General features: G+C 36.3%; 18 protein-coding genes and 1 other RNA gene. 5 read left to right on the forward strand and 14 right to left on the reverse strand.

The window, feature by feature from the left end; genetic code table 11:
* Positions 1–164 precede the first annotated feature (164 nt).
* Together WAK64_RS07935 and WAK64_RS07940 are read left to right on the forward strand one after the other, a co-directional pair.
* Positions 165–464, forward strand: coding sequence for a hypothetical protein (locus WAK64_RS07935; protein ID WP_336586426.1), 300 nt, complete (start codon positions 165–167; stop codon positions 462–464).
* A 27-nt stretch (positions 465–491) separates the two neighbouring features.
* Positions 492–836 carry a DUF952 domain-containing protein gene (locus tag WAK64_RS07940; RefSeq protein WP_336586427.1) on the forward strand — a complete coding sequence of 115 codons (345 nt, stop codon included), beginning with the start codon at positions 492–494 and terminating at the stop codon, positions 834–836.
* 55 nt (positions 837–891) lie between these two features.
* Here WAK64_RS07940 and WAK64_RS07945 read toward each other — a convergent pair whose 3' ends face one another.
* From WAK64_RS07945 to WAK64_RS07975, 7 genes are all read right to left on the reverse strand, one after another.
* Positions 892–2,013, reverse strand: a complete 1,122-nt coding sequence (locus WAK64_RS07945) for a mechanosensitive ion channel family protein (RefSeq protein WP_336586428.1) — start codon at positions 2,011–2,013, stop codon at positions 892–894.
* A gap of 13 nt (positions 2,014–2,026) precedes the next feature.
* A complete protein-coding gene (locus tag WAK64_RS07950) occupies positions 2,027–2,782 on the reverse strand; it encodes an exodeoxyribonuclease III (RefSeq protein WP_336586429.1) in 756 nt (251 codons plus the stop codon).
* Between the two features lie 273 nt (positions 2,783–3,055).
* The gene (locus tag WAK64_RS07955; RefSeq protein WP_336586430.1) at positions 3,056–4,219 is read right to left on the reverse strand and encodes a hypothetical protein; all 1,164 of its coding nucleotides are present in this window, start codon (positions 4,217–4,219) and stop codon (positions 3,056–3,058) included.
* Between the two features lie 15 nt (positions 4,220–4,234).
* Positions 4,235–5,068 (reverse strand): hypothetical protein, encoded by an 834-nt coding sequence (locus WAK64_RS07960; RefSeq protein WP_336586431.1) that lies wholly within the window; start codon positions 5,066–5,068, stop codon positions 4,235–4,237.
* Complete coding sequence (locus WAK64_RS07965) at positions 5,065–5,754, reverse strand: ABC transporter ATP-binding protein (RefSeq protein ID WP_336586432.1); 690 nt, start codon at positions 5,752–5,754, stop codon at positions 5,065–5,067. Before WAK64_RS07965 ends, WAK64_RS07960 begins: the two co-directional genes overlap by 4 nt.
* A 14-nt stretch (positions 5,755–5,768) precedes the next feature.
* Entirely contained in the window at positions 5,769–6,140 is a 372-nt protein-coding gene (locus WAK64_RS07970) for a GntR family transcriptional regulator (protein ID WP_336586433.1), read from the reverse strand.
* A gap of 706 nt (positions 6,141–6,846) precedes the next feature.
* Complete coding sequence (locus WAK64_RS07975) at positions 6,847–8,319, reverse strand: M48 family metallopeptidase (protein WP_336586434.1); 1,473 nt, start codon at positions 8,317–8,319, stop codon at positions 6,847–6,849.
* A 533-nt stretch (positions 8,320–8,852) separates the two neighbouring features.
* Here WAK64_RS07975 and WAK64_RS07980 point away from each other — a divergent pair.
* Positions 8,853–9,725 (forward strand): ABC transporter ATP-binding protein, encoded by an 873-nt coding sequence (locus tag WAK64_RS07980; RefSeq protein ID WP_336586435.1) that lies wholly within the window; start codon positions 8,853–8,855, stop codon positions 9,723–9,725.
* A complete protein-coding gene (locus WAK64_RS07985; RefSeq protein ID WP_336586436.1) occupies positions 9,722–10,420 on the forward strand; it encodes a hypothetical protein in 699 nt (232 codons plus the stop codon). The genes WAK64_RS07980 and WAK64_RS07985 overlap by 4 nt, the downstream gene beginning before the upstream one ends.
* Before the next feature lie 617 nt (positions 10,421–11,037).
* On the opposite strand, the gene WAK64_RS07990 is transcribed toward WAK64_RS07985, so the two are convergent.
* Positions 11,038–12,360 (reverse strand): phenylacetate--CoA ligase family protein, encoded by a 1,323-nt coding sequence (locus WAK64_RS07990; RefSeq protein WP_336586437.1) that lies wholly within the window; start codon positions 12,358–12,360, stop codon positions 11,038–11,040.
* A 206-nt stretch (positions 12,361–12,566) separates the two neighbouring features.
* Between WAK64_RS07990 and WAK64_RS07995 the strand changes: the two genes are divergently transcribed.
* Positions 12,567–13,703: a CAP domain-containing protein gene (locus WAK64_RS07995; RefSeq protein WP_336586438.1), complete on the forward strand. Its 1,137-nt coding sequence runs from the start codon at positions 12,567–12,569 to the stop codon at positions 13,701–13,703.
* 300 nt (positions 13,704–14,003) lie between these two features.
* Here WAK64_RS07995 and WAK64_RS08000 read toward each other — a convergent pair whose 3' ends face one another.
* The 6 genes from WAK64_RS08000 to WAK64_RS08025 form a co-directional block, all read right to left on the reverse strand.
* Entirely contained in the window at positions 14,004–14,732 is a 729-nt protein-coding gene (locus WAK64_RS08000) for a DsbA family oxidoreductase (protein ID WP_336586439.1), read from the reverse strand.
* Positions 14,733–15,001: 269 nt separating this feature from the next.
* The gene (locus WAK64_RS08005; protein ID WP_336586440.1) at positions 15,002–15,505 is read right to left on the reverse strand and encodes a DinB family protein; all 504 of its coding nucleotides are present in this window, start codon (positions 15,503–15,505) and stop codon (positions 15,002–15,004) included.
* Between the two features lie 202 nt (positions 15,506–15,707).
* Positions 15,708–16,289: a branched-chain amino acid aminotransferase gene (locus WAK64_RS08010; protein ID WP_336586441.1), complete on the reverse strand. Its 582-nt coding sequence runs from the start codon at positions 16,287–16,289 to the stop codon at positions 15,708–15,710.
* Between the two features lie 105 nt (positions 16,290–16,394).
* Positions 16,395–16,582: non-coding RNA, 6S RNA (gene ssrS / locus WAK64_RS08015), on the reverse strand.
* A gap of 62 nt (positions 16,583–16,644) precedes the next feature.
* A complete protein-coding gene (locus WAK64_RS08020; protein ID WP_336586442.1) occupies positions 16,645–17,988 on the reverse strand; it encodes an APC family permease in 1,344 nt (447 codons plus the stop codon).
* An 18-nt stretch (positions 17,989–18,006) separates the two neighbouring features.
* On the reverse strand, positions 18,007–19,143 hold the full coding sequence (locus WAK64_RS08025; RefSeq protein ID WP_336586443.1) for a nitroreductase family protein: 1,137 nt from the start codon (positions 19,141–19,143) through the stop codon (positions 18,007–18,009).
* Positions 19,144–19,297: the final 154 nt, after the last annotated feature.

Raw genomic sequence — 19,297 nt, forward strand, 5'->3', positions numbered from 1 at the left:
TGAGTATATTCATAGACCCTTTTGGTTATGCACAAAATGTCTGTTAGGACTACTAGAATGGAAAACAACCATTTATTTTTTTTAACTCACTAAGTGTGCCGTTCTCTCCAATTAAAATAGGAATATGATACAATGATCATACTTGTCATTTAAGGAGTGGGAATATGAAACAAACTGATGTAGAAAAGAAAATCATTGAAAACTACCAACGCGATGAAAATAGTATGATCCTCGTATTTGCACAATGGTGTATAAACCATGACCTTGACCCGAAAGAACTTTACGAAAAAGCCTATCCGAATCAAGCAATGAATCAAGCCTTATTGCAAACATTAGATTTAACAGTCTCAAAGGAAGAGGCTGGAGAAATTGCTCATGAAACGTTACTTGGTGTATTAACACTTTTCGGAAATAATGACTTAGCACTTGTTGTGAGCGAGGAAATTGCCTTAAGAAAATTATAGAATAATCTTATAGGGAAGAAGTAGCGTGTGATCTTACATATTATGACTCGTCAAGAGTGGGATATTATAAAAGAAAGTGTCAAGTATACACCGAAAAGTATTCAAACAGACGGTTTTATCCATTGCTGTACAAAAGAACAAATAGCTAACGTAGCAAACCAATTTTTTAGCGGTCAAACTAATTTAGTCCTCTTAAGAATTGACCCAGACAAGGTAACTTCTACAATCGTATTTGAAGATTTACAAAAACTCGGTCAATTATTCCCACATATATATGGCCCTTTAAATCTAAATGCTGTTATGAACGTCATTCAATTTAAACCGAATATCGATGGGAAGTTTGCTGTCCCAAATGAGTCCCTCTATTCATAACATGAAAAAACCCGAACAAAGGAATCCTCTCCTTATTCGGGTTTTCGTCTAAATATTAGGCATCCCTTTCGGTTTCGAAAGATTTTTGAGCCATTGATTTTGATAGATGGGCTATCGTATCTTCATTAGGCTGCAGATAGAGAGTTCTCGTTGGAAACGCCACTTCAGCTTTTGCCTCTTCTAATATGTTTAAAATCTCTAAATTTATGTTCTCCCTAACCTTTAAATATTCTCCCCAGTCCGTTGTATTCGTAAAAAAGTAGAGAAAAATGTCTAAGCTATTTGTATTAAATTCATTAAAGGTTACAAAAATGGTGTCTTGATGAATGTCATCATGATTTTCAAGAAGAAGTTTAATTCGTTGAACGACTAATTCAATTTTCTCTTTTGGTGTATCATAGGTTAACCCTAAATTAAACGTAATTCGACGTTTCCCCATTTTACTCCAATTCGTAATGGCTTCATTGGCTAACGAAGCATTTGGTACCGTCACAAGCGCTTGTTCAAATGTACGCACCTTCGTACTTCTAAACGTAATATCCTCAATGGTTCCTTCGACACTTGGTGTTTTAATCCAATCACCGATTGAAAACGGTCTTTCCGTAATAATCACAATACCACCAAAGAAATTCCCTATTGCATCTTTTGCAGCAAGCGCGAACGCTAATCCACCTAGTCCTAACCCCGCAACAAATCCATTGACATCGTAATCAAATTCTTGCGCGATAATACTAAAGCTAATGGCAATCACAATAAAGCGTACACCTTTAGATAAATAGGGAATTAAAATATCGTCCACTTCAAGATGATATTTTTCCCGTGCATTTTGAAAGAGAATGGATGAAGAGGATGTAAGATTATACAACCCCCAGCTTATATGAAAAATGACAAGTGAACGAAAAATCTTCATAAATAAAGGATTGTTTTGATCAAGAAAAGGGAAAAAATCAACGGCAATGAATACACCGAAAACAATAAACAACCACCCGATTGGATTTTCAAACGCCGTAAAGATATGGGTGAACAATGTCGTCGGGGACTTTTTACTTACTCTAATTAAAAAGCGATAAACGTAAGACGTGAAAATCTTTCTAAACAGAAGAAATATGGCTAAAATACTGATTGAGATTAAAATGTCTTGAAGAATATCCATGGTGAAATAATCTTGATAATTCATACGTTAGCTCCTTTTACAATTGTATGTCCAATAAAATGGGGCAGTGATCACTTCCGAAGACGTGCGAATGGATTTTGGAATCCACTAATTTGTCGAGGAGGCATTCAGACAAAATGAAATAATCAATCCTCCATCCAATATTTCGCTCTCTCACTTTACTCATATAGGACCACCACGAATAGGCTCCTTCTTGAGTAGGGTAAAGATAGCGGAATGTGTCGACAAAACCAGCATTGAGTAAATTCGTCATTTTTCCTCGTTCCTCTAGAGTAAAACCAGAATTCCCTTTATTTGTCTTCGCATTTTTTAAATCAATCTCCTGATGTGCAACATTTAAATCCCCACAGTAAATGACAGGCTTCCGTTGATCTAGTTGGATTAAGTATGCCCTAATTGCCTCTTCCCACTCCAACCTTTCCTCTAATCGTGCTAAATCTCGTTTCGCATTTGGGGTGTATACATTGACAAGATAAAAGCCCTCATATTCCAAGGTAATAATTCGCCCTTCTCGCTCTTCCTCTTCATCCCCGACACCATATGATACGGAGAGTGGCGCATGCTTCGTAAAAATCGCCGTACCAGAGTACCCTTTTTTTTCGGCATAATTCCAAAATTGTATGTAGCCTTCAAGCTCAAGCGTAATTTGCCCTTCTTGAAGCTTCGACTCTTGAATACAGAAAAAATCGGCATCTACCGTTTGGAAATACTCTAAAAACCCTTTTTTTACAGCCGCCCTTAGTCCATTGACGTTCCATGATACTAATTTCATTATGAATCTCCTATACTATTTGTTTGAAACAAAGTTTATCATAACTTACTATAGGATGAAAATGAATGGTGCTTTTTTTCTATTTTATTATTCATGAGATCGAATTTTTCAATAATGTATGTCTAAATATCCAAGTACAGTAAATGCCTAAAAACCCTGTCCACATTCATGGAAGGGTTTTTAGGCATTTACTTTAAAATTATCAAGTTACCAAACGTTTTACCACTATTATTTTACCACCTGTTCAAACTACAATCTATTGCATGATGTCCCTTATAAAATATAATCTATATGATGGAATTGCAACAAATCAGACTTCTTATTCACCTTTAATTTCCCTTCATATAATAATTCGCCCGTTAAAAGGTCACCAATATAAAGAGTATAATCATTCATAGTTGATTGAATAAAATAGATTTTTCCATTCATTAGTTGCATGTATTCTTGACTATTCGTTTTTGTATTAATAAAATCAAATGTTACACTTTTTCCCCATTCTTCCTTTTCAATATCGTACTGCTTTACTTCAAAGCCATTATTATCATGTGATGGAATGATTAGTGAAGTGTTATTAATTGTACTATTCGATAGAGGATCCATCAATTCTCCAGTTTCACTCTTCAATCTTTTAGATTCTTTATTTTCAATATCATAAATGAGCGTTTCAAATGTTTGTACCTCTCGTTCACCATCATCATTATACGTATACGTATTCGTAGTAATGATTAAATATTTTTGCGGTTCAATAGATGGATAGTCCTCCATCATATAGACGTGTGACCCTCCGTTCTCGGCTGTTTCCTCGGAGAAAATCACTTCATCATCTACAATCCTTTCATTCTCTAAATCAAATGTAATAACACTTACTAGTTCGTCTTCCTCTCCAGTTAAGTTACCTTGTGTAATGACCTTTAGCTCATTATCTATCATTTGAACTTCCTCGACATGAATCCAGTCATAAATTTCATTATTTGGCACATCTAACTTGAATGAAATAATTTCATCTGTTTTTTTATTTAATACAGCAATGTCAAAAGAATAATCTCTTGAAAGTTGATTCAACTCACTATAGGTGATATTCGCATAAGCAATTTGGGAATCATCTTCATAAAAGGAATCAGGCATTAACCTTTTTCCCCGCATGAATTTTTTATGTTCTTTTATCATATCGCGAAAAACAGTATTAACACTTGTTAAGTTTTTAAATATAGATTGATTGCTTAAATGGTCCGTTCCTTCAGTTGAAATTTGAAGTGATAGATAGCCTTCACTCGATGCATTAAGTAGTAAATCCTTCACTTCTTCCTCATTACCACTAACCTTTTCCCATTCAACGATGATCTTTTCTTTCGCAGCAAAGTGAGATTGTGTATAAAATGTACCAATTATGATTATCGTCACAATACATAGCGACATAAGTTTCCAATATCGTTTCATTATGATGTCCTCCTATTAAGCCATTATTTTATGCTTGATGAGATAGTTGCTCGTGTAAATGGCAACTGCGCCAACGAGGGTACCCGCTGCCAATTCCATAAGAAAGAGTTCCATCGGATAAAAGTAATTTCCTAGTAGGAAAACATTCATCATGGTTGGAGAAAATAGTAGAAAGAGGGACACAGCACTATAGAGAATACCATAAAACACCCCTTTTATACGAAAAGAACGCTCAAATAAAATTGCTGTAAAAACAAGAATAACAGCTATCATGCCAAACCCATAGTGAAGAATAAATTCAAATAATGATTCGGGAATCAAAAATACCATTATTTCGGTAGAATTAATGATTTCAAATATAGAAAGATCCGTTCGAAATTCACTTGGAATAATCCATTCAAACACTTGTCTTTCAACCGGGATTAAGGCTAATTGTAAAGTGACAAGACCTAAAATTAAGAGTAGAATGGTTGTAGCCTTTGCTAAATATACATTGATTCGCGCTGTCGGTAGGATAAGTAAACGATAACTAAATGTGTTTTTCCCAAGCCAATCTCGATACCAAATAAAAAAGACATAGATTCCTAACGTAATCACACAAAGCGCAATCGGAGCTATAAACATTGGTGAATAAGAAACGTTTACAAATGACATCGACCAATAAGTATTAAGAAATTCGTTCTTTGTCATCATTCCCCCATATACTTCTTCATTGACTAGATTCACGTATTTGCGTGACTCAAAAATAACACCTATCATTTGTAAAAGGGTCGTCAAACCAAGTAAAACGAGATATAATTTAAAAAAACGATTAAACTCAAAATTGACTAACTTTAAATAACGCTTCATGCTTGAAACACCTCTCTCATGACATCAATGACAGATTTTCCTTCATTCTCCCTGACATCTTCTGTATTAAATTCTCTTAACACTTCTCCTTCACCGATTAAAACGACTTTATCTATTAAATGTTCAATATCATTTATTTCATGGGTTGTGATGATGACCCCACGATCTTCAATTAAATGGCTAGTGAATACTTCTGCAATTTGTTCACGACTAAAGATATCGATACCAGAAAAGGGCTCATCCATTAGGATATAATCTACGTCCATTGCAAGTCCTAATAGTAAATTCACTTTTGCTGTATTCCCTTTGGATAAATCCGAGATACGGTCTGTTTTCTTTAGTCTAAAAAATTGTAGTAATTCATTCGCCCGTTTTTCGTTCCAGCAGTCATAAAAATCTGCCATGAACGTAAAGGCTTCTTCTATTCGCATTTGAGGCAACATGGTGATGACATCCGGGATAAAGGTAATCTTTTCATAGCTCTTCTTATGAATTTTCTCCCCATCAATGAGAATATCTCCACTATCAATGGGCGTTAAGGCCATAATCGACTTCATAATAGTCGTTTTTCCTACACCATTTATACCAATTAAACAAGTAATCTCCCCTTTATTTGCTGTAAATGAAACCCCATTTAGCACCTTTTTTCTACCAAATTTCTTCACAACATCTTTTACTTCAATCATCGAAATTCCTCCCATCATTCCTTTTCACGTCTATACGTTTTCTCCACTAACGCCAAAGCCTCTGGTAATGGTACATTGATGGATTGTACGGAGTGAATAAATGTATTCACTGCTTCTGAAATTAGTTCCTCTCGTACCATTTTTATTATTTCCTCATCGTTTGTAATGCGACTTGGTAAATTCCCCTCCGTATAAATCAACCCTTGTTCCTCCATTTCCTTATACGCCTTTTGCGCAGTATTTGGATTAATTTTAAATTGGTTCGCTAATTCTCTTCGAGATGGAACCTCCTGCCCTTGTTCATAATGACCTGATGCAATTTGTTCCTTAAAATGCTGGATGACTTGCACATATACGGGATCCCGATTATTAAACTTTAACACCATACACCCAACTCCTAGATAAACGTAATGAATAACACATCTGTATTAATCAATTAATACACTAATGACAAAAAAACACCTTTCTTTCCCCAGAACGATTGGACTACCAATTCACTATAGATACAGCTGTATAAACTTCAGCCGATCGTTGACCATCTACCCCTATAGTAAATACACCAAACAAGCATTATGTATTAACGAAGATATACGCAACTTCTTAAGTGTATATACTCTATAGTACACCTTACGTATCGTATTATACTTATAATACACTTTTCATGTCAACCATTATTTCCCTACTTTTTAGGACTTAACTAATTAAGTATCCTAACTTCCATTCAGTTTAATAGGTCTATAATCATTAGTCACTGTAACTTCACGATATGATAAAATGAAAAATTTGTTTTACCACGATAATGTACTTCTTGCTTTAAATCATCCCTCATGCCTTGCTATCCTGTCTTTTTTTAGCTTAGACATTCATTTATTTTTCATGTCAATCGGGTGCTGCTCTTCAACACATTATTCTATTAACATAGAAAAAAGGCTACTCTAAAAAACGAGCAACCCTCAGGTATCAGATAAACATATTTACTTTATTAATGCATTTCACCTTATAGAAGCAGGCAACTTCATTTCCTTAGACTCCTATTTAAGAATATTAGTATAGAAGCCTTTTCCGTCACGCGCTCACTGTTCTGTATCACTATTATTCACTTAGGAGATTCACCAGTCGTTCTGATCCATACTCCGTCGCATAATCCAATGCAGTAAATCCGTCATTATCGACCACCTGTACATCGGCACCTGCATTTAGTAACATTTCAACCAATTCTATATTAGATGGGAAGTAAATAGAATACATCAAAGGCGTCATTCCAAACTCATCTATCACATTAGGGTCTGCACCGGAGCTTAATAAAAGCTCCACTTTATAGTCGGAAGCATATTCACTTTGTATTGCCCAGTGGATACCCGTTACGCCATTGTTATCCTTCGTATCAGGAAGCATTCCAGCTTCGAGAAGGTCCTTCAACATTTGCTCATCAGAAGGAAAAAACGAAGCGTAATGCAGTGCATTCCACCCATTGATGTCTGTCTCTGTTATAGTCTCATTTGATAATAAAGATTGAAACTCTTCATAGTCTTCGTAATAAATGGCACCCATTAAAGGCGTTGCTTCCATTTCCAAAAGGTATTCTTCATCTGTGAGGTATTCGTCTTCTGCATATTCGTCATCCGCGTATTCGTCTTCTGAAAGATATTCTTCAGATGAAGGATCCAGGGCTTCGGCAAATGCTTCAATCTTTTCAGGATCAATGGATTGAACCACTAGTAAAAGAGCAGCGTATCCCCCGATAGTGACGGTAAAGCCTAGAGCGGATAGAATAGCTAGTTTCTTTAAAGGCAAAGGAAATTTCACTTTCTCTCTCATTTCCATGAATCGTTCCACTTCTGCAATCCGTTTAGGAAGGTGTGGGTGCGTAGAAAGGCACTCACTTAACCATACGAAAAAGCTCTTTTCATTTTTAAGTTGTTGAATATAAGCCTCTTTATCTACAGAACTATATAATTGCTTTCCAATAGCAAGAACCGTTAAACCATTCGTTGCAGGTGTTACGGCATTAGTGTAGTGAGCAGCCATCCGGTCGCAGGTGTACTCACATGCCCTCGAATAGGCAGAACCTAGGAATGGGACCAAATTTGCCGGTAAAATAAGTAGTTGTTTAAAAATGTGTTTTCGTTGAATATGAGCAAGTTCATGAGCGATGATAAAAGTAACTTCATCTTCTGCCTCTTCTTCAATTAATTCAAATACTCCTGAAAATAGAACGACCATATTTCTACCAAGTAGTTTTGTTGCAAATGCATTAAGCATTCCAGACGATTCCATAACATAGACATCTGGTATAGACTTAATTGACATTGATTTGCAAAGCTCTACTACTTTACTATGTATTTCAGGATACTGACTTTCTGTTATCTTTACAGCGTTACTTCGAATCTGACCGACCATCAGTCCTTTAGAAATGAATACAATGAGTAAAAACAAGGCAAGGTAGAACACACCTATAAAAGAAAAAATTTTAATTAATAGTGCATAAATAATAATGCTCAAAACTAATAAAACCACAAATAAACCGGTTTCATTTGAATGGACTAATTTCTTTGATTGATTCATAGATTCCCCTCTTTTTTACAGTTTAATTATTTCCTATACCATTTTAATATACTTAATGAAAAAGAAAAACAATAATTTTCGGATAATTAATTGTTAAATATTATTTCGAAAACCATAATATGTAAATCATTACCTTCAATTACATCCTCCAGTATTAACTATATGCTGTAAGAACCTTCTTTTCTAATGAAAACATGTGATCAAATTTTTACATGATGAACTGGTAACCTAACAAGCTCTCATTAATGCTTGGTTCCTTCACATCTGTATGCATCTTTCTCCAACGATCTAAAAAGACTTGATGTATACATTTTTTATCCAAAACATACATTGGTAATTGAAAAATGCAAATATTATAGAATATTATGGTTATAGGGTGGAATTAATCTAATTCTTTGAGTTGTTCCGTTCTCAACGTTTCACATACGTTTCCTTTTGTGGTTTCTGATAGGTTTAACGAAAATAACATAATAACCGTATTAAAATGTATTCGTTTTTAGAGGTAGTAAGAAATAGATAGTGGAGGGATCATAATGATTGATGTCGAAGAAGTAGATTTTTTCTATCAACAGACACCAGTATTGAATCAGTTTACATTAAAGAAGAGCGATCCAGGAATTTGCGGACTGTGGGGACGTAATGGTGCAGGGAAAACGACACTTATGAACTTACTTGCAGGATATGAACGACCGCATAAAGGGACTATTTCAATTATGGGTATGGACCCTTATGAAAACTTAGCTGCACAGGAGCATCTTTGTTATATACAAGAAAATCATCCATTTGGTAGAACGTGGACGATGAAAGATGTTTTTAAATATGGTCAATACTTTTATCCAAATTGGGACGGGGAGCAAGCAGAACAGTTCAGTCGTATCTTCAATTTACCGTTAAATAAGAACCTTACAAAATTTTCAAAAGGAATGAAAACCGCTGCTCAACTAATACTTGGCCTGTCAAGTAATGCAGCTGTGTCCATTCTTGATGAACCAACGAACGGATTGGATGCTGTTCATCGGAAGCAATTTTATCGTGCCTTAACGGAAAGCTATAAGCATCATCCACGACTCCTTTTTATTTCCACACATCATGTTGAGGAAATTCAGCCATTGTGTGAATCACTCGTCGTCGTACATGCTGGAAAGGTATTGTTTCATGAAAAAATGAAAGATATTGAGAAAAGAGGCATAACCTTAACTGGTGCCCACGACAGCATTGAAAAGGCAACGGAGCATGCGAACATTATTGACTCTCTTAAAGAAGACTTAACGACTACGGTCATGATCGATGCTATGTATTCAGACGAGTGGAAGGAAATGAGTGAATCACTAAATATTTCGATTAATAAATCGTCATTACAAGACTATTTAGTGAATATGACCACAAAGGAAGTGGTTATGAAATGAACGCTATCAGAGGAACCTATCGATTAATTTATGAAGACCTAAGTTGGTTTTTGCGACTATTTTCGTTTATCACCGTTCTCCTTGCTGCTGTCTATGTAGTGATTGGTGTTGTATTTGACCTTCGTATCCCCACTTCCTTATTCGGTCCTATGTATGGGGGGATTTGTACAATAGCCGCTGTTGGTTTATTTTTTCCTTTTCATATTGCCATTGCCCTAGGGAGTACACGTGCACAATTTTTAAAGTCCTATTATGTGATTACCACATGGATGGTCATTGTCGGTATCTTCGTTCTAAATATTGTTTACCTCATAATGAACTTCTTATATCAATCTGGTATTCACGAATTATCTTTTTATCATCCCGGATATTTCTATTCACAAGAGTACCATTTTCTAAACTATTTTTGGATTGACTTAATGCTTGGTTTTCTGTTACTTGGCTTTAGCTCCTTTTTAACAGCTTGTTGGCGTAGATTAGGAGCACGTAATTTTTTTATTATCTTTTTCTCCATTAATCTACCCTTAACCCTGTTGATGTCGAAATTAAATTTAGCTTCTTTTTTAGAATGGTTTTCTCAAGTTAATATCCTTCTATTATTTACCCTTTTAGGTTCCAGCGGATGGATCCTGTTAGCCTTGACCTATCCAGTAATGAAGAACGCACCACTAGCAATGAAAGGGCGAAGTTCCTAAACAATACTACTTGATCGATATCACTTTGATAGGACGCTCTTTGAGGAAAATTTATTATCTACTGGCAATACATTAAATGCGAACAGTAGATTCACCAAATTCACATAGGCTCCATGCTCTCGTCCAAGAATACAGGGGGAATGATGAGCCTAGCTGATTGCCTTCATCCATTTCTTAGGAAATTTGTCTTGTAGATTTTGATACTCTTGATTTTATTTTCCTTCATCTTCCTTTACCACTACTAATACTAGCTTAGTAGGCTTGAAGCGTTTTACTTTTTCAATCACTTGATTTATCTCTTTTTGTCAAATATCATTTTGTCATTCTGTTATATCGTCACGAATAGGTGTGTAGCGAAATGAACTGTCCCCACAACCATAATCGTAAGTTTCCCGATTCCATTTCCTCTTACTCTATTCTCCATCTATTAAGATTCCATACCTCTGATGAATTTTTATCATGTATTAATGTCATTTTCCTAATTATACCTTGTAAGATAAATAGATTTCTCTAACCGTACCAGTTCCTTTGGTGAACTATTTTTTCTAACAAATAAAATAACGAATAACCCATTAAAGGTTATTCGTTCCTAAATTCCTCTTTGCCATTTTCGTCACCTAATTGACCACTTTATTTCTGTGATCGACAATTCGAATCGCTTTTCCTTCCGAACGTGGTAATGAATTTGGTTTTTGTACGGTCACATGAATTGATACTAAACAAGCATTTTTCAGTAAGTGTTCGACTTCCTTTGCTAGAAAATGGACCCTTTTATGTTGCAAATCACCACGAACACTATGAAAAAAATCCTCACTCATTTCCACTTGTAATTCGACTACATCCATATGATGATTTTGCTTCAAATGTAGTTGATAATGAGGCGATAATTGGGAGACTGTTAACAAATGATGTTCTATCTCAGAAGGATAAACATTTACTCCACGGATGATTAACATATCATCTACTCTTCCCTTTACGCGTGACATCTTTATCGAGGTTCGTCCACAAACGCATTTCTCCCGACGAACCGATGCGATATCTCCCGTCCGGTAACGAATGATTGGCATTGCCTCTTTCGTTAAACTTGTAAACACCAATTCTCCTTCCTCTCCATCAGGTAGGTTTTCCAGTGTATAAGGATCAATAACCTCTACAAAGAAATGATCTTCAGCTATGTGGAGCCCATCCTGCGCTTCGTGGCACTCCATCGCTACACCTGGGCCAATCACTTCACTCAATCCATATATGTCACATGCTTTAATGTTGAATTTCTTTTCTAGTCTTTCTCTCATTTTTTCTGACCATGGCTCAGCTCCAAAAATTCCGTAGCTCAATGACGTTGCCTTTGGGTCAATTCCTGCCTTCTCCATCTTTTCAGCAAGATTTAGCATATACGATGGGGTTCCGCAAATGATCGTAGGTTTAAAGTCTTGAATGAGTAGGATTTGGCGGTCTGAATTCCCACCAGATACAGGAACTGTCATCATCCCGAGCTGCTCACTTCCGTAGTGTAAACCTAACCCACCTGTGAATAATCCATATCCATACGCATTATGTAAGCAGTCTCCTGGTTGGCCACCTCCAATCACAATCGCTCTTGCCACCACTTCACTCCACATTTGAATATCATTTGAAGTATAGCCAACCACTGTTGGTTTACCACTTGTTCCTGAGGAAGCGTGAACACGGACAATTTGTTGTTGATCAACGGCAAATAAACCGAAAGGGTATTGCTCTCTTAAGTCTTTCTTCGTCGTAAATGGTAGCCCTTTTATTTGCTCTAAATCAACAATATTTTCTGGATTTATGCCTTTTAGCCTTAATTTTTCTTTATAGAATGGTACGTTCTTATACACCAACTTCACTGTTTCCTTTAATCGTGACAATTGTAGCTTCTCTACAACTTCACGTGAAGCCGTTTCCACTTCGTGTAAAATCATCTTCCCACTCCTCACGTATAATAAATGTAAATATATTGAATATTGTCCTTATTACCAATAAGATAACGTAATAAAAACATAACGTCAAATTATATTCAGAAAATTATAAAATTATTTGAATCCCATTTAAAGAAGGAATTTACGTTGAATTACTTATTCAATTGCTTCAAATCGGTTACAATGGAGGAAGAAGGAGAGGTTTGCTATTGAAGAAAATATTTCTTTTTATTCTGTTCATAACCACTGCCCACTTTACTAAGCCTTATTGGGAAGAACCAGTACAAAAGTGGAAAAGCTCAGCTCCCGTTCAAGACATGGTTAACTCGATTCGTGATAATGAACAACTATCATCTTTTTTTCAAAGCATTGAACAAGAATTCACCGCCTTATTGGAAAATATAAATCAACAAGGAGAAGGCCGTGAACGTCATTCCGACGAATCACAAAAGGCTTCTGAGCAGGATGCCCCAACCTTGTCTATTCCAACAGACCACTCATTTTCAATTCATAATATCGGGATTGGTGACTCAAAAACAACTGTCCAACAAGAAGTAGGACCCCCTAAACGCTCAACGATAAATGAATATGGTGTCATGTGGAATACGTATCATGAAAATTATCAAAATTTCCTTATGGTATCATTCGATGAGAATGATACGGTAAATGGATTATATACAAACCAACCTTTACTTTCATCTTCACTCGACCTTTCATTTGAAAACTCGAAAGAATCTATTTATCAAATATTAGGGGAACCTTTAACTGAAATCCGAAAAGGCTTCACCATTTTTGAGCTATCAGGTGAAGGTGAATATGAAGTTTTCCTTGTAGATAATACGTATGTGACCATTTTTTATGATCTTCATGAAAATGATTCGATTACTGCTATTCAGCTTATTAGCGAGGAACTCGAAATGAGTAAAACGAAGTTATATTCTCCTGAGACGGATGATTTGAAAATTGGCTTTGAATATCAACTTTTTGACGTTACAAATGCTGCAAGGGTACAACATGATCTTCAACCGCTCGTTTGGGATCACACCGTAAAGGAAACAGCCCGGAAGCATAGCTTAGATATGGCAGTAGAAAACTACTTTGATCATACCAATTTACAAGGCCAATCTCCTTTTGACCGGATGGAAGAAGATCGGATACAATTTTTAGTTGCCGGAGAAAATTTAGCATACGGCCATGTAAGTAGTCTATTTGCCCACGAAGGCTTAATGAATTCATTAGGTCATCGCGAAAACATTCTTCAAGAAGATTATACTTTTCTTGGTATTGGTGTCGCGTTTAACGATGAATCACAACCGTATTTCACGCAAAAATATTATGCAAACTAACGTATAGATTACTATAAACGCTTCCCTTAACGAAGAAGTAATGAATGAAGGCAGAAAGAAGTTTCTTCTTTGTAACACTTGAATGAGGGAAAAGGAAACCAGAAAGATGCAGGCTGTCGACTAATTCGACAGCCTTTTTCATGCGTTATCAACTATTATTAGTACAGCGCGGTCCTCTTTCCTAGCTAAGGATTTTTTTACTTTCGCAAGTAAACAGACATTTTTCGAAAAAAAAAGACCCATTCGCTAAGCGAAATGGCCTTTTCATTTTGTTAAAAAAATTATCTTCTTACTTCAAGCTTATTTATTTTCAGATGGAATTTCACACCCATTGTCATCACAAACCATACCCTTTTCCTCGGTTGATGTAAGTGGCTGTAATTTGCTTGCTTGCTTTTCCTCTTCTTTTACTTTTTCTAACGCTCCTACAAATACTTCTGTTGGTTGAGCTCCTGATATCGCATACTTATCATTGATGACGAAAAATGGAACACCTTGAACACCAATCGTGTGCGCTTCTGACTCATCTCCACGAACGCTTTCATGATAGTCATTTCCTTCTAATACCGCTTTTGATTCTCCTCGATCAAGGCCCACTTTCTCAGCAAGGTCAAGTAAAGTTTCATGGTCCCCAATATGCTTTGAGTCAGTAAAGTGAGCTTTGAGTAATTCTTCTGTTAGTGCTGCTTCTTTTCCTTTAGTAGAAGAATATTTTGCTAAGCGATGAGCATCAAAGGTATTTGTCGGAATCATGTTGTCAAAGCGAAAGTTTAAACCAGTTGCTGCCGCTTGTTGACCTACTCCTTCACTCATTCTCTCTGCTTGTTCAATAGATGTCCCATACTTTTTAGCTAATATTTCATGGATCGTTAAATCCGTATTTACTGGGGAATTAGGATCAAGTTCAAAGCTTTTAAACGTTACTTCTGCTTCGTCTTGAAGGGAAGAACGCTCAATGGCTTCTTCTAAACGTCTTTTTCCAATATAACAAAATGGACAAACAAAATCTGAATATACTTCTATTTTCATTATTACACCTCATTATTATGATTAGTGATTTAAGGATAACATATAGTAGGTCTTTTTCACTTGTATTTTGCTCACAGTCCATTTTATTGTGGAACATTCCGACTGAGCAAAAAATCATTAGATAAACGTAAACAATGACTTAAATCCATCAATTGTTACGAGTTAGATAAAGTAACGAATATTAGCTGGCAATAATTTTTTACCACATTTTAGGGAGACATCTTGTTAAAAAAACCGTTATAACATCCTCTTGTGAACACTCCATCTTTTCACACTTTTGGGGGTTCCATTCCAAATTGAGCCCATTCCTCCAAAGACGGCCCATAAATTCCATGGACCCGTAATCCCGCTTGACGCATTAGAATGGTTAGCTGACCACGATGGTGTGTTTGATGTTGAAGTAAAAATAGAAGCAGTGTACCCTTTTTCATTTTTTGTCCAAAAAAATCAATTCGTTTTTCCAATTGATCATCACTCCATTGCGTTTGGAGCGCGTGTACAAAGGCAACACTCACTTGAAGATAGCTGTTTGCTATTTTCTCAACTGATTCAGGGAGTGGCGAACCCTTACCAGGTCCTTCAAATTGTAAATCAGTATTAGAAGTAATAATTTTAATTGATGAAACGAGATGCCAAGCAATTTCCCCTACGCTCCAATGCTCATTGGTTGATTCTTGCTGAAGTGATTCTTCTGTTAAATTTGTTAATAGCCTATGAGTGGCTCCAGCCTCATACTCCCACGTCTTTAAAAAATTGTTTATGGATTGGAACATCTTTTCCTCCTTATTTTATAATGAATTCGCTTCATTCACTAAAGCCACTATTATTTATATGCCAGTACCACAATAACTTTCGTACAAGCTGTGTAAAATGTTGAGTTAAGGTAGCAAAAGAAATCACGATTAGAAATTTCTTCTTTCCAACTATTAGACACAACAAAAAAAGGCGATCCGTCTCTGATCACCTTCTTACTTTCTACTCAACCATCGTTTTCCCCTCATCTAATTCAATATTCAGTTGAAATAGAAACTGATATACATTTTGTAATAGATCATCCAATGTCATCGTTTCTTGAAAGGCTACTAATCCATTCGCAGCAAAATTAATTTCCCATATCCCTTCCTGCCCACTAAATAGGATGGAATGCTTTGGCTGTTCACCAAGGTGCTCATTAAAATAGTCAACAATCCCCTGTTTCTCTTTTTTCTTCCGTTTTAAGCCGAACAATACTTCGTATGTTCCAAATAGGTCATCTACTTCTAAAGACATTCCATCTATTCCAATGATGTCAAACCAGCTTGAATCAATATAGATAAAATGTTCTTTATTCATCTTTAAATATGTAATCGGTTGTGTAAGAATCTCTTCGGCTGTAACGTTACGGACTGTTGCTTCGGTTTCTTTATGAACTAATTCAACATAAGCATCCCGAAATCGAGATTCATCTGAATCTTCTACCGTGTTAGTATTCAATAAATACTTATCTGCTAACTCTTTTTCTAGTGCTAACAGCGGACGTCCTGCTTGTATGTGGTTTTGTATATTTTCCTTTAACATGATCATACACCCTCCCATATTCTCTCTCTCTTAACATAACCATATTTTCTTCTTAACACTACAAAAAACCAGCTTCTTATAAAGAAACTGGTTAGTAGTTAATAAGTAAGAGCCGCAGCTGCCGTAATATAAGTTAAGAAAGTTTTAAACCACCACTCCTTAAAGTGGGTGTTCGCAGATTCGTTCCTGCCGTCCTCCTCGTAGGTGGCATGGCATTTCCGTTTCAATGTAAAACTCCCGTTTACAGCTTAAAGGTTAAAACTTAATTAGGATTACGTACATCGCAGCTTGTATGTTTACTATACAGCTAAAGTAAATCAATTGCAACTATAATATTATAGCAAACCTTTTTCCCTTACTCTTCTTTAGGATTCCATTCTTTTTCAATATGTGAGCCATAGTCGAATTGTTTACTTTTTCCTTGTAAACGTCCGAGTAAAAACACAATAATTCCAAGAGCCGTCCAGATTGCAAGGAGACCAAATACTGTTTGAATGAGCGAGTAACTAAAGAATATTAATACAGATAGGGCAAAAATTCCGCTGATTACAATAACCGTTTTAGAAGGCTTGATGAAAGCCGTTTTAAATAATTGTGGACGAACAAATGGCAATGCTATCATGGCAACAGCATGTCCGATATACATCAGAAACATCCCTTGAAGTGAAACATCAAGCAAATACCCTAACGTTTGCGTCCATATTAAAAGTAAAACAATAGCTGTATTGACCGTAATCGCTACATGAGGAGTACCAAAACGTTTGTTGACTTTTGCAAAGCCTGCTGGGATGACATGATCATCTGCAAAGCTAAATAAAATACGTGATACGACCATTACGAGCGAGTTTAATGTTGTAGCAAATGCCATAATAATACCGATAACAACAATCCATTTACCCCAAGCAGGTAAGTATACTCCCGCTACATCAATCATTGCACTGCTAGACCCTGCTAGTTGCTCATATGGTAAAACGCCGAAAGCGACAAAAGATATTAAAAAGTATATGACAACCGTAAGAATGGAACCGATAAACATCGTCCTCGGCATAGCTTTCTGAGGGTTTTTCATTTCCCCTCCTGCTTGAGCAATTTGTTCGAATCCAAAGTAAGCAAAGAATAGGGATGGTAAAATACTAATAAACCCTTCCATGCCATTTGGAAGCATTGGTGAATAATTATCTAAATTAACATGAAATAGTCCTGGGATAACAAGAACTAAAATCGCGATAAATAGGATTCCTGACATCGCCAGTTGAACCATTCCAAACCATTTAACCCCAACAATATTTAAAACATAGAATGTTAACAATAGCACTGTTGCCATCAATGATACGTTTGTCCACCCTAGCAAAGCAGCTAAATACTCACCGAAGGAAATAGCCATAATAGCCATTACTCCAAGTAATGCAATAAATTGGAACCACATAAACAAAAAGCCTACAAAATAATTATTAAATGTCCGACTAATATGAATATAAGCTCCACCAGGACTTTTTCCTAACGGGGTGCTTAAGAATATTAAATAGGATAATGCAGAGGCAAGAAGGATAGGAAACAACACCACATACCCGAATGGGACGGAAGGTCCTGCTTCTCCTGCTGCTTCTCCTGTTACGACGAAAATCCCCGCTCCAATCATTCCACCGATCATTAACGCATATCCATGGATTGGATTCAAATCTCTTTTAAGTTTATTCATGATTGTACACCTGTCTTTCTACATATGCTTGACTAAAATCTCTTGCAATGGTTTCTTTGTTATTTTTGGTACTTTACAATTGTCGATTGGAAATCCTACTGGCAACACAACAATAGGCATTTCATGTTTAGGCCTTCCTAACAGATCACGTAAAAACGTCATCGGACTTGGTGTATGTGTAAGAATCGCTAGACCTGCTTGATGCAAAGCGGATAATAAGACCCCTGTTGCCACTCCCGTATTTGTAAGAGCGTCAATGGATTGAGGACTTTCCTCTCCTTTAAAGGCAACAATTAAATGAGGAGCATCCGTTAAATGGGGCTTTCGCCAATCTGTCCCTAACGGTCGTAACACTTCTTTCCACTCGTCCGTAATTCTTTGTTCGTAGAACTTTTTTTCTTCTTCCTCCGCTTTTTGACGAATCTTTTGCTTCGTAACCGAGTCACTGACTACTTCAAAATGATAGTTTCCCCCATTAAGGAAGGGAGTAGTCATGATGGCTTCAAGTGCTGTTATAAGTAGATGTTCATCAAAGGTCTCCGCAGAAAAATCGCGAACATTTCTTCTTTTACGCAAATTTTCATAATAATGACTAGCTTGTTCGTATGAGCCCTCCACCTCTTTTTTATAACCAACAGCAAAAAGTAGAAAAGATTCCTCGTTTTTTGGACGATGACAAAGCTCCTTCAGCTCCTTCAATGGCGGATAGGCAACATAATCTAGGTCGGAATGTAATAAAGCGGAGAGAAAAAAACCTGCACTAATCGCTGTTGATTCATTTGGGTAATAATGTTTGATTCGCTTATTTTCTTTCTGAGCGTATTTTTGTTTAAATAAAGCGACAAATAGTGGGGCTTTTTCTAGTTGCTCTGCATTTTGCAACGTCTTTTTTTCTGCTAACCTACGAACCTCTTTTTTCAATTTGTCATCACGAATCACAACATATGTCCACGGTTGCTGATTCGCACCTGAAGGAGCCGTTCCAGCTGTCTGAATTACCTTTTCTATTACGCCTTCCATTACAGGTTGCTCAATAAATGGCTGTTCATTCTGCCTTTGGTCAAGGATGCCGACAAACTGTTCCATGTTAGCTTCCATTTTGTTATGGTTCAATCTCTCAAAATCAAGTGAAATAAACCCATCATTCTTTTCCATAACAATTCCCCTTTCAAAACGTACATAAATCGAGTAAGAAAAAGCCCTTTTGTTATAGTAATCTAGTAACCAAACACACAAAAAATCCCCTCATCCTAATAAGGGACGAAGAGACTCCGCGTTACCACCCTTTTTGGCAAGCAACTCGCTCACC

The organism is Bacillus spongiae, from assembly GCF_037120725.1.
Lineage (GTDB): Bacteria > Bacillota > Bacilli > Bacillales > Bacillaceae_K > Bacillus_CI > Bacillus_CI spongiae.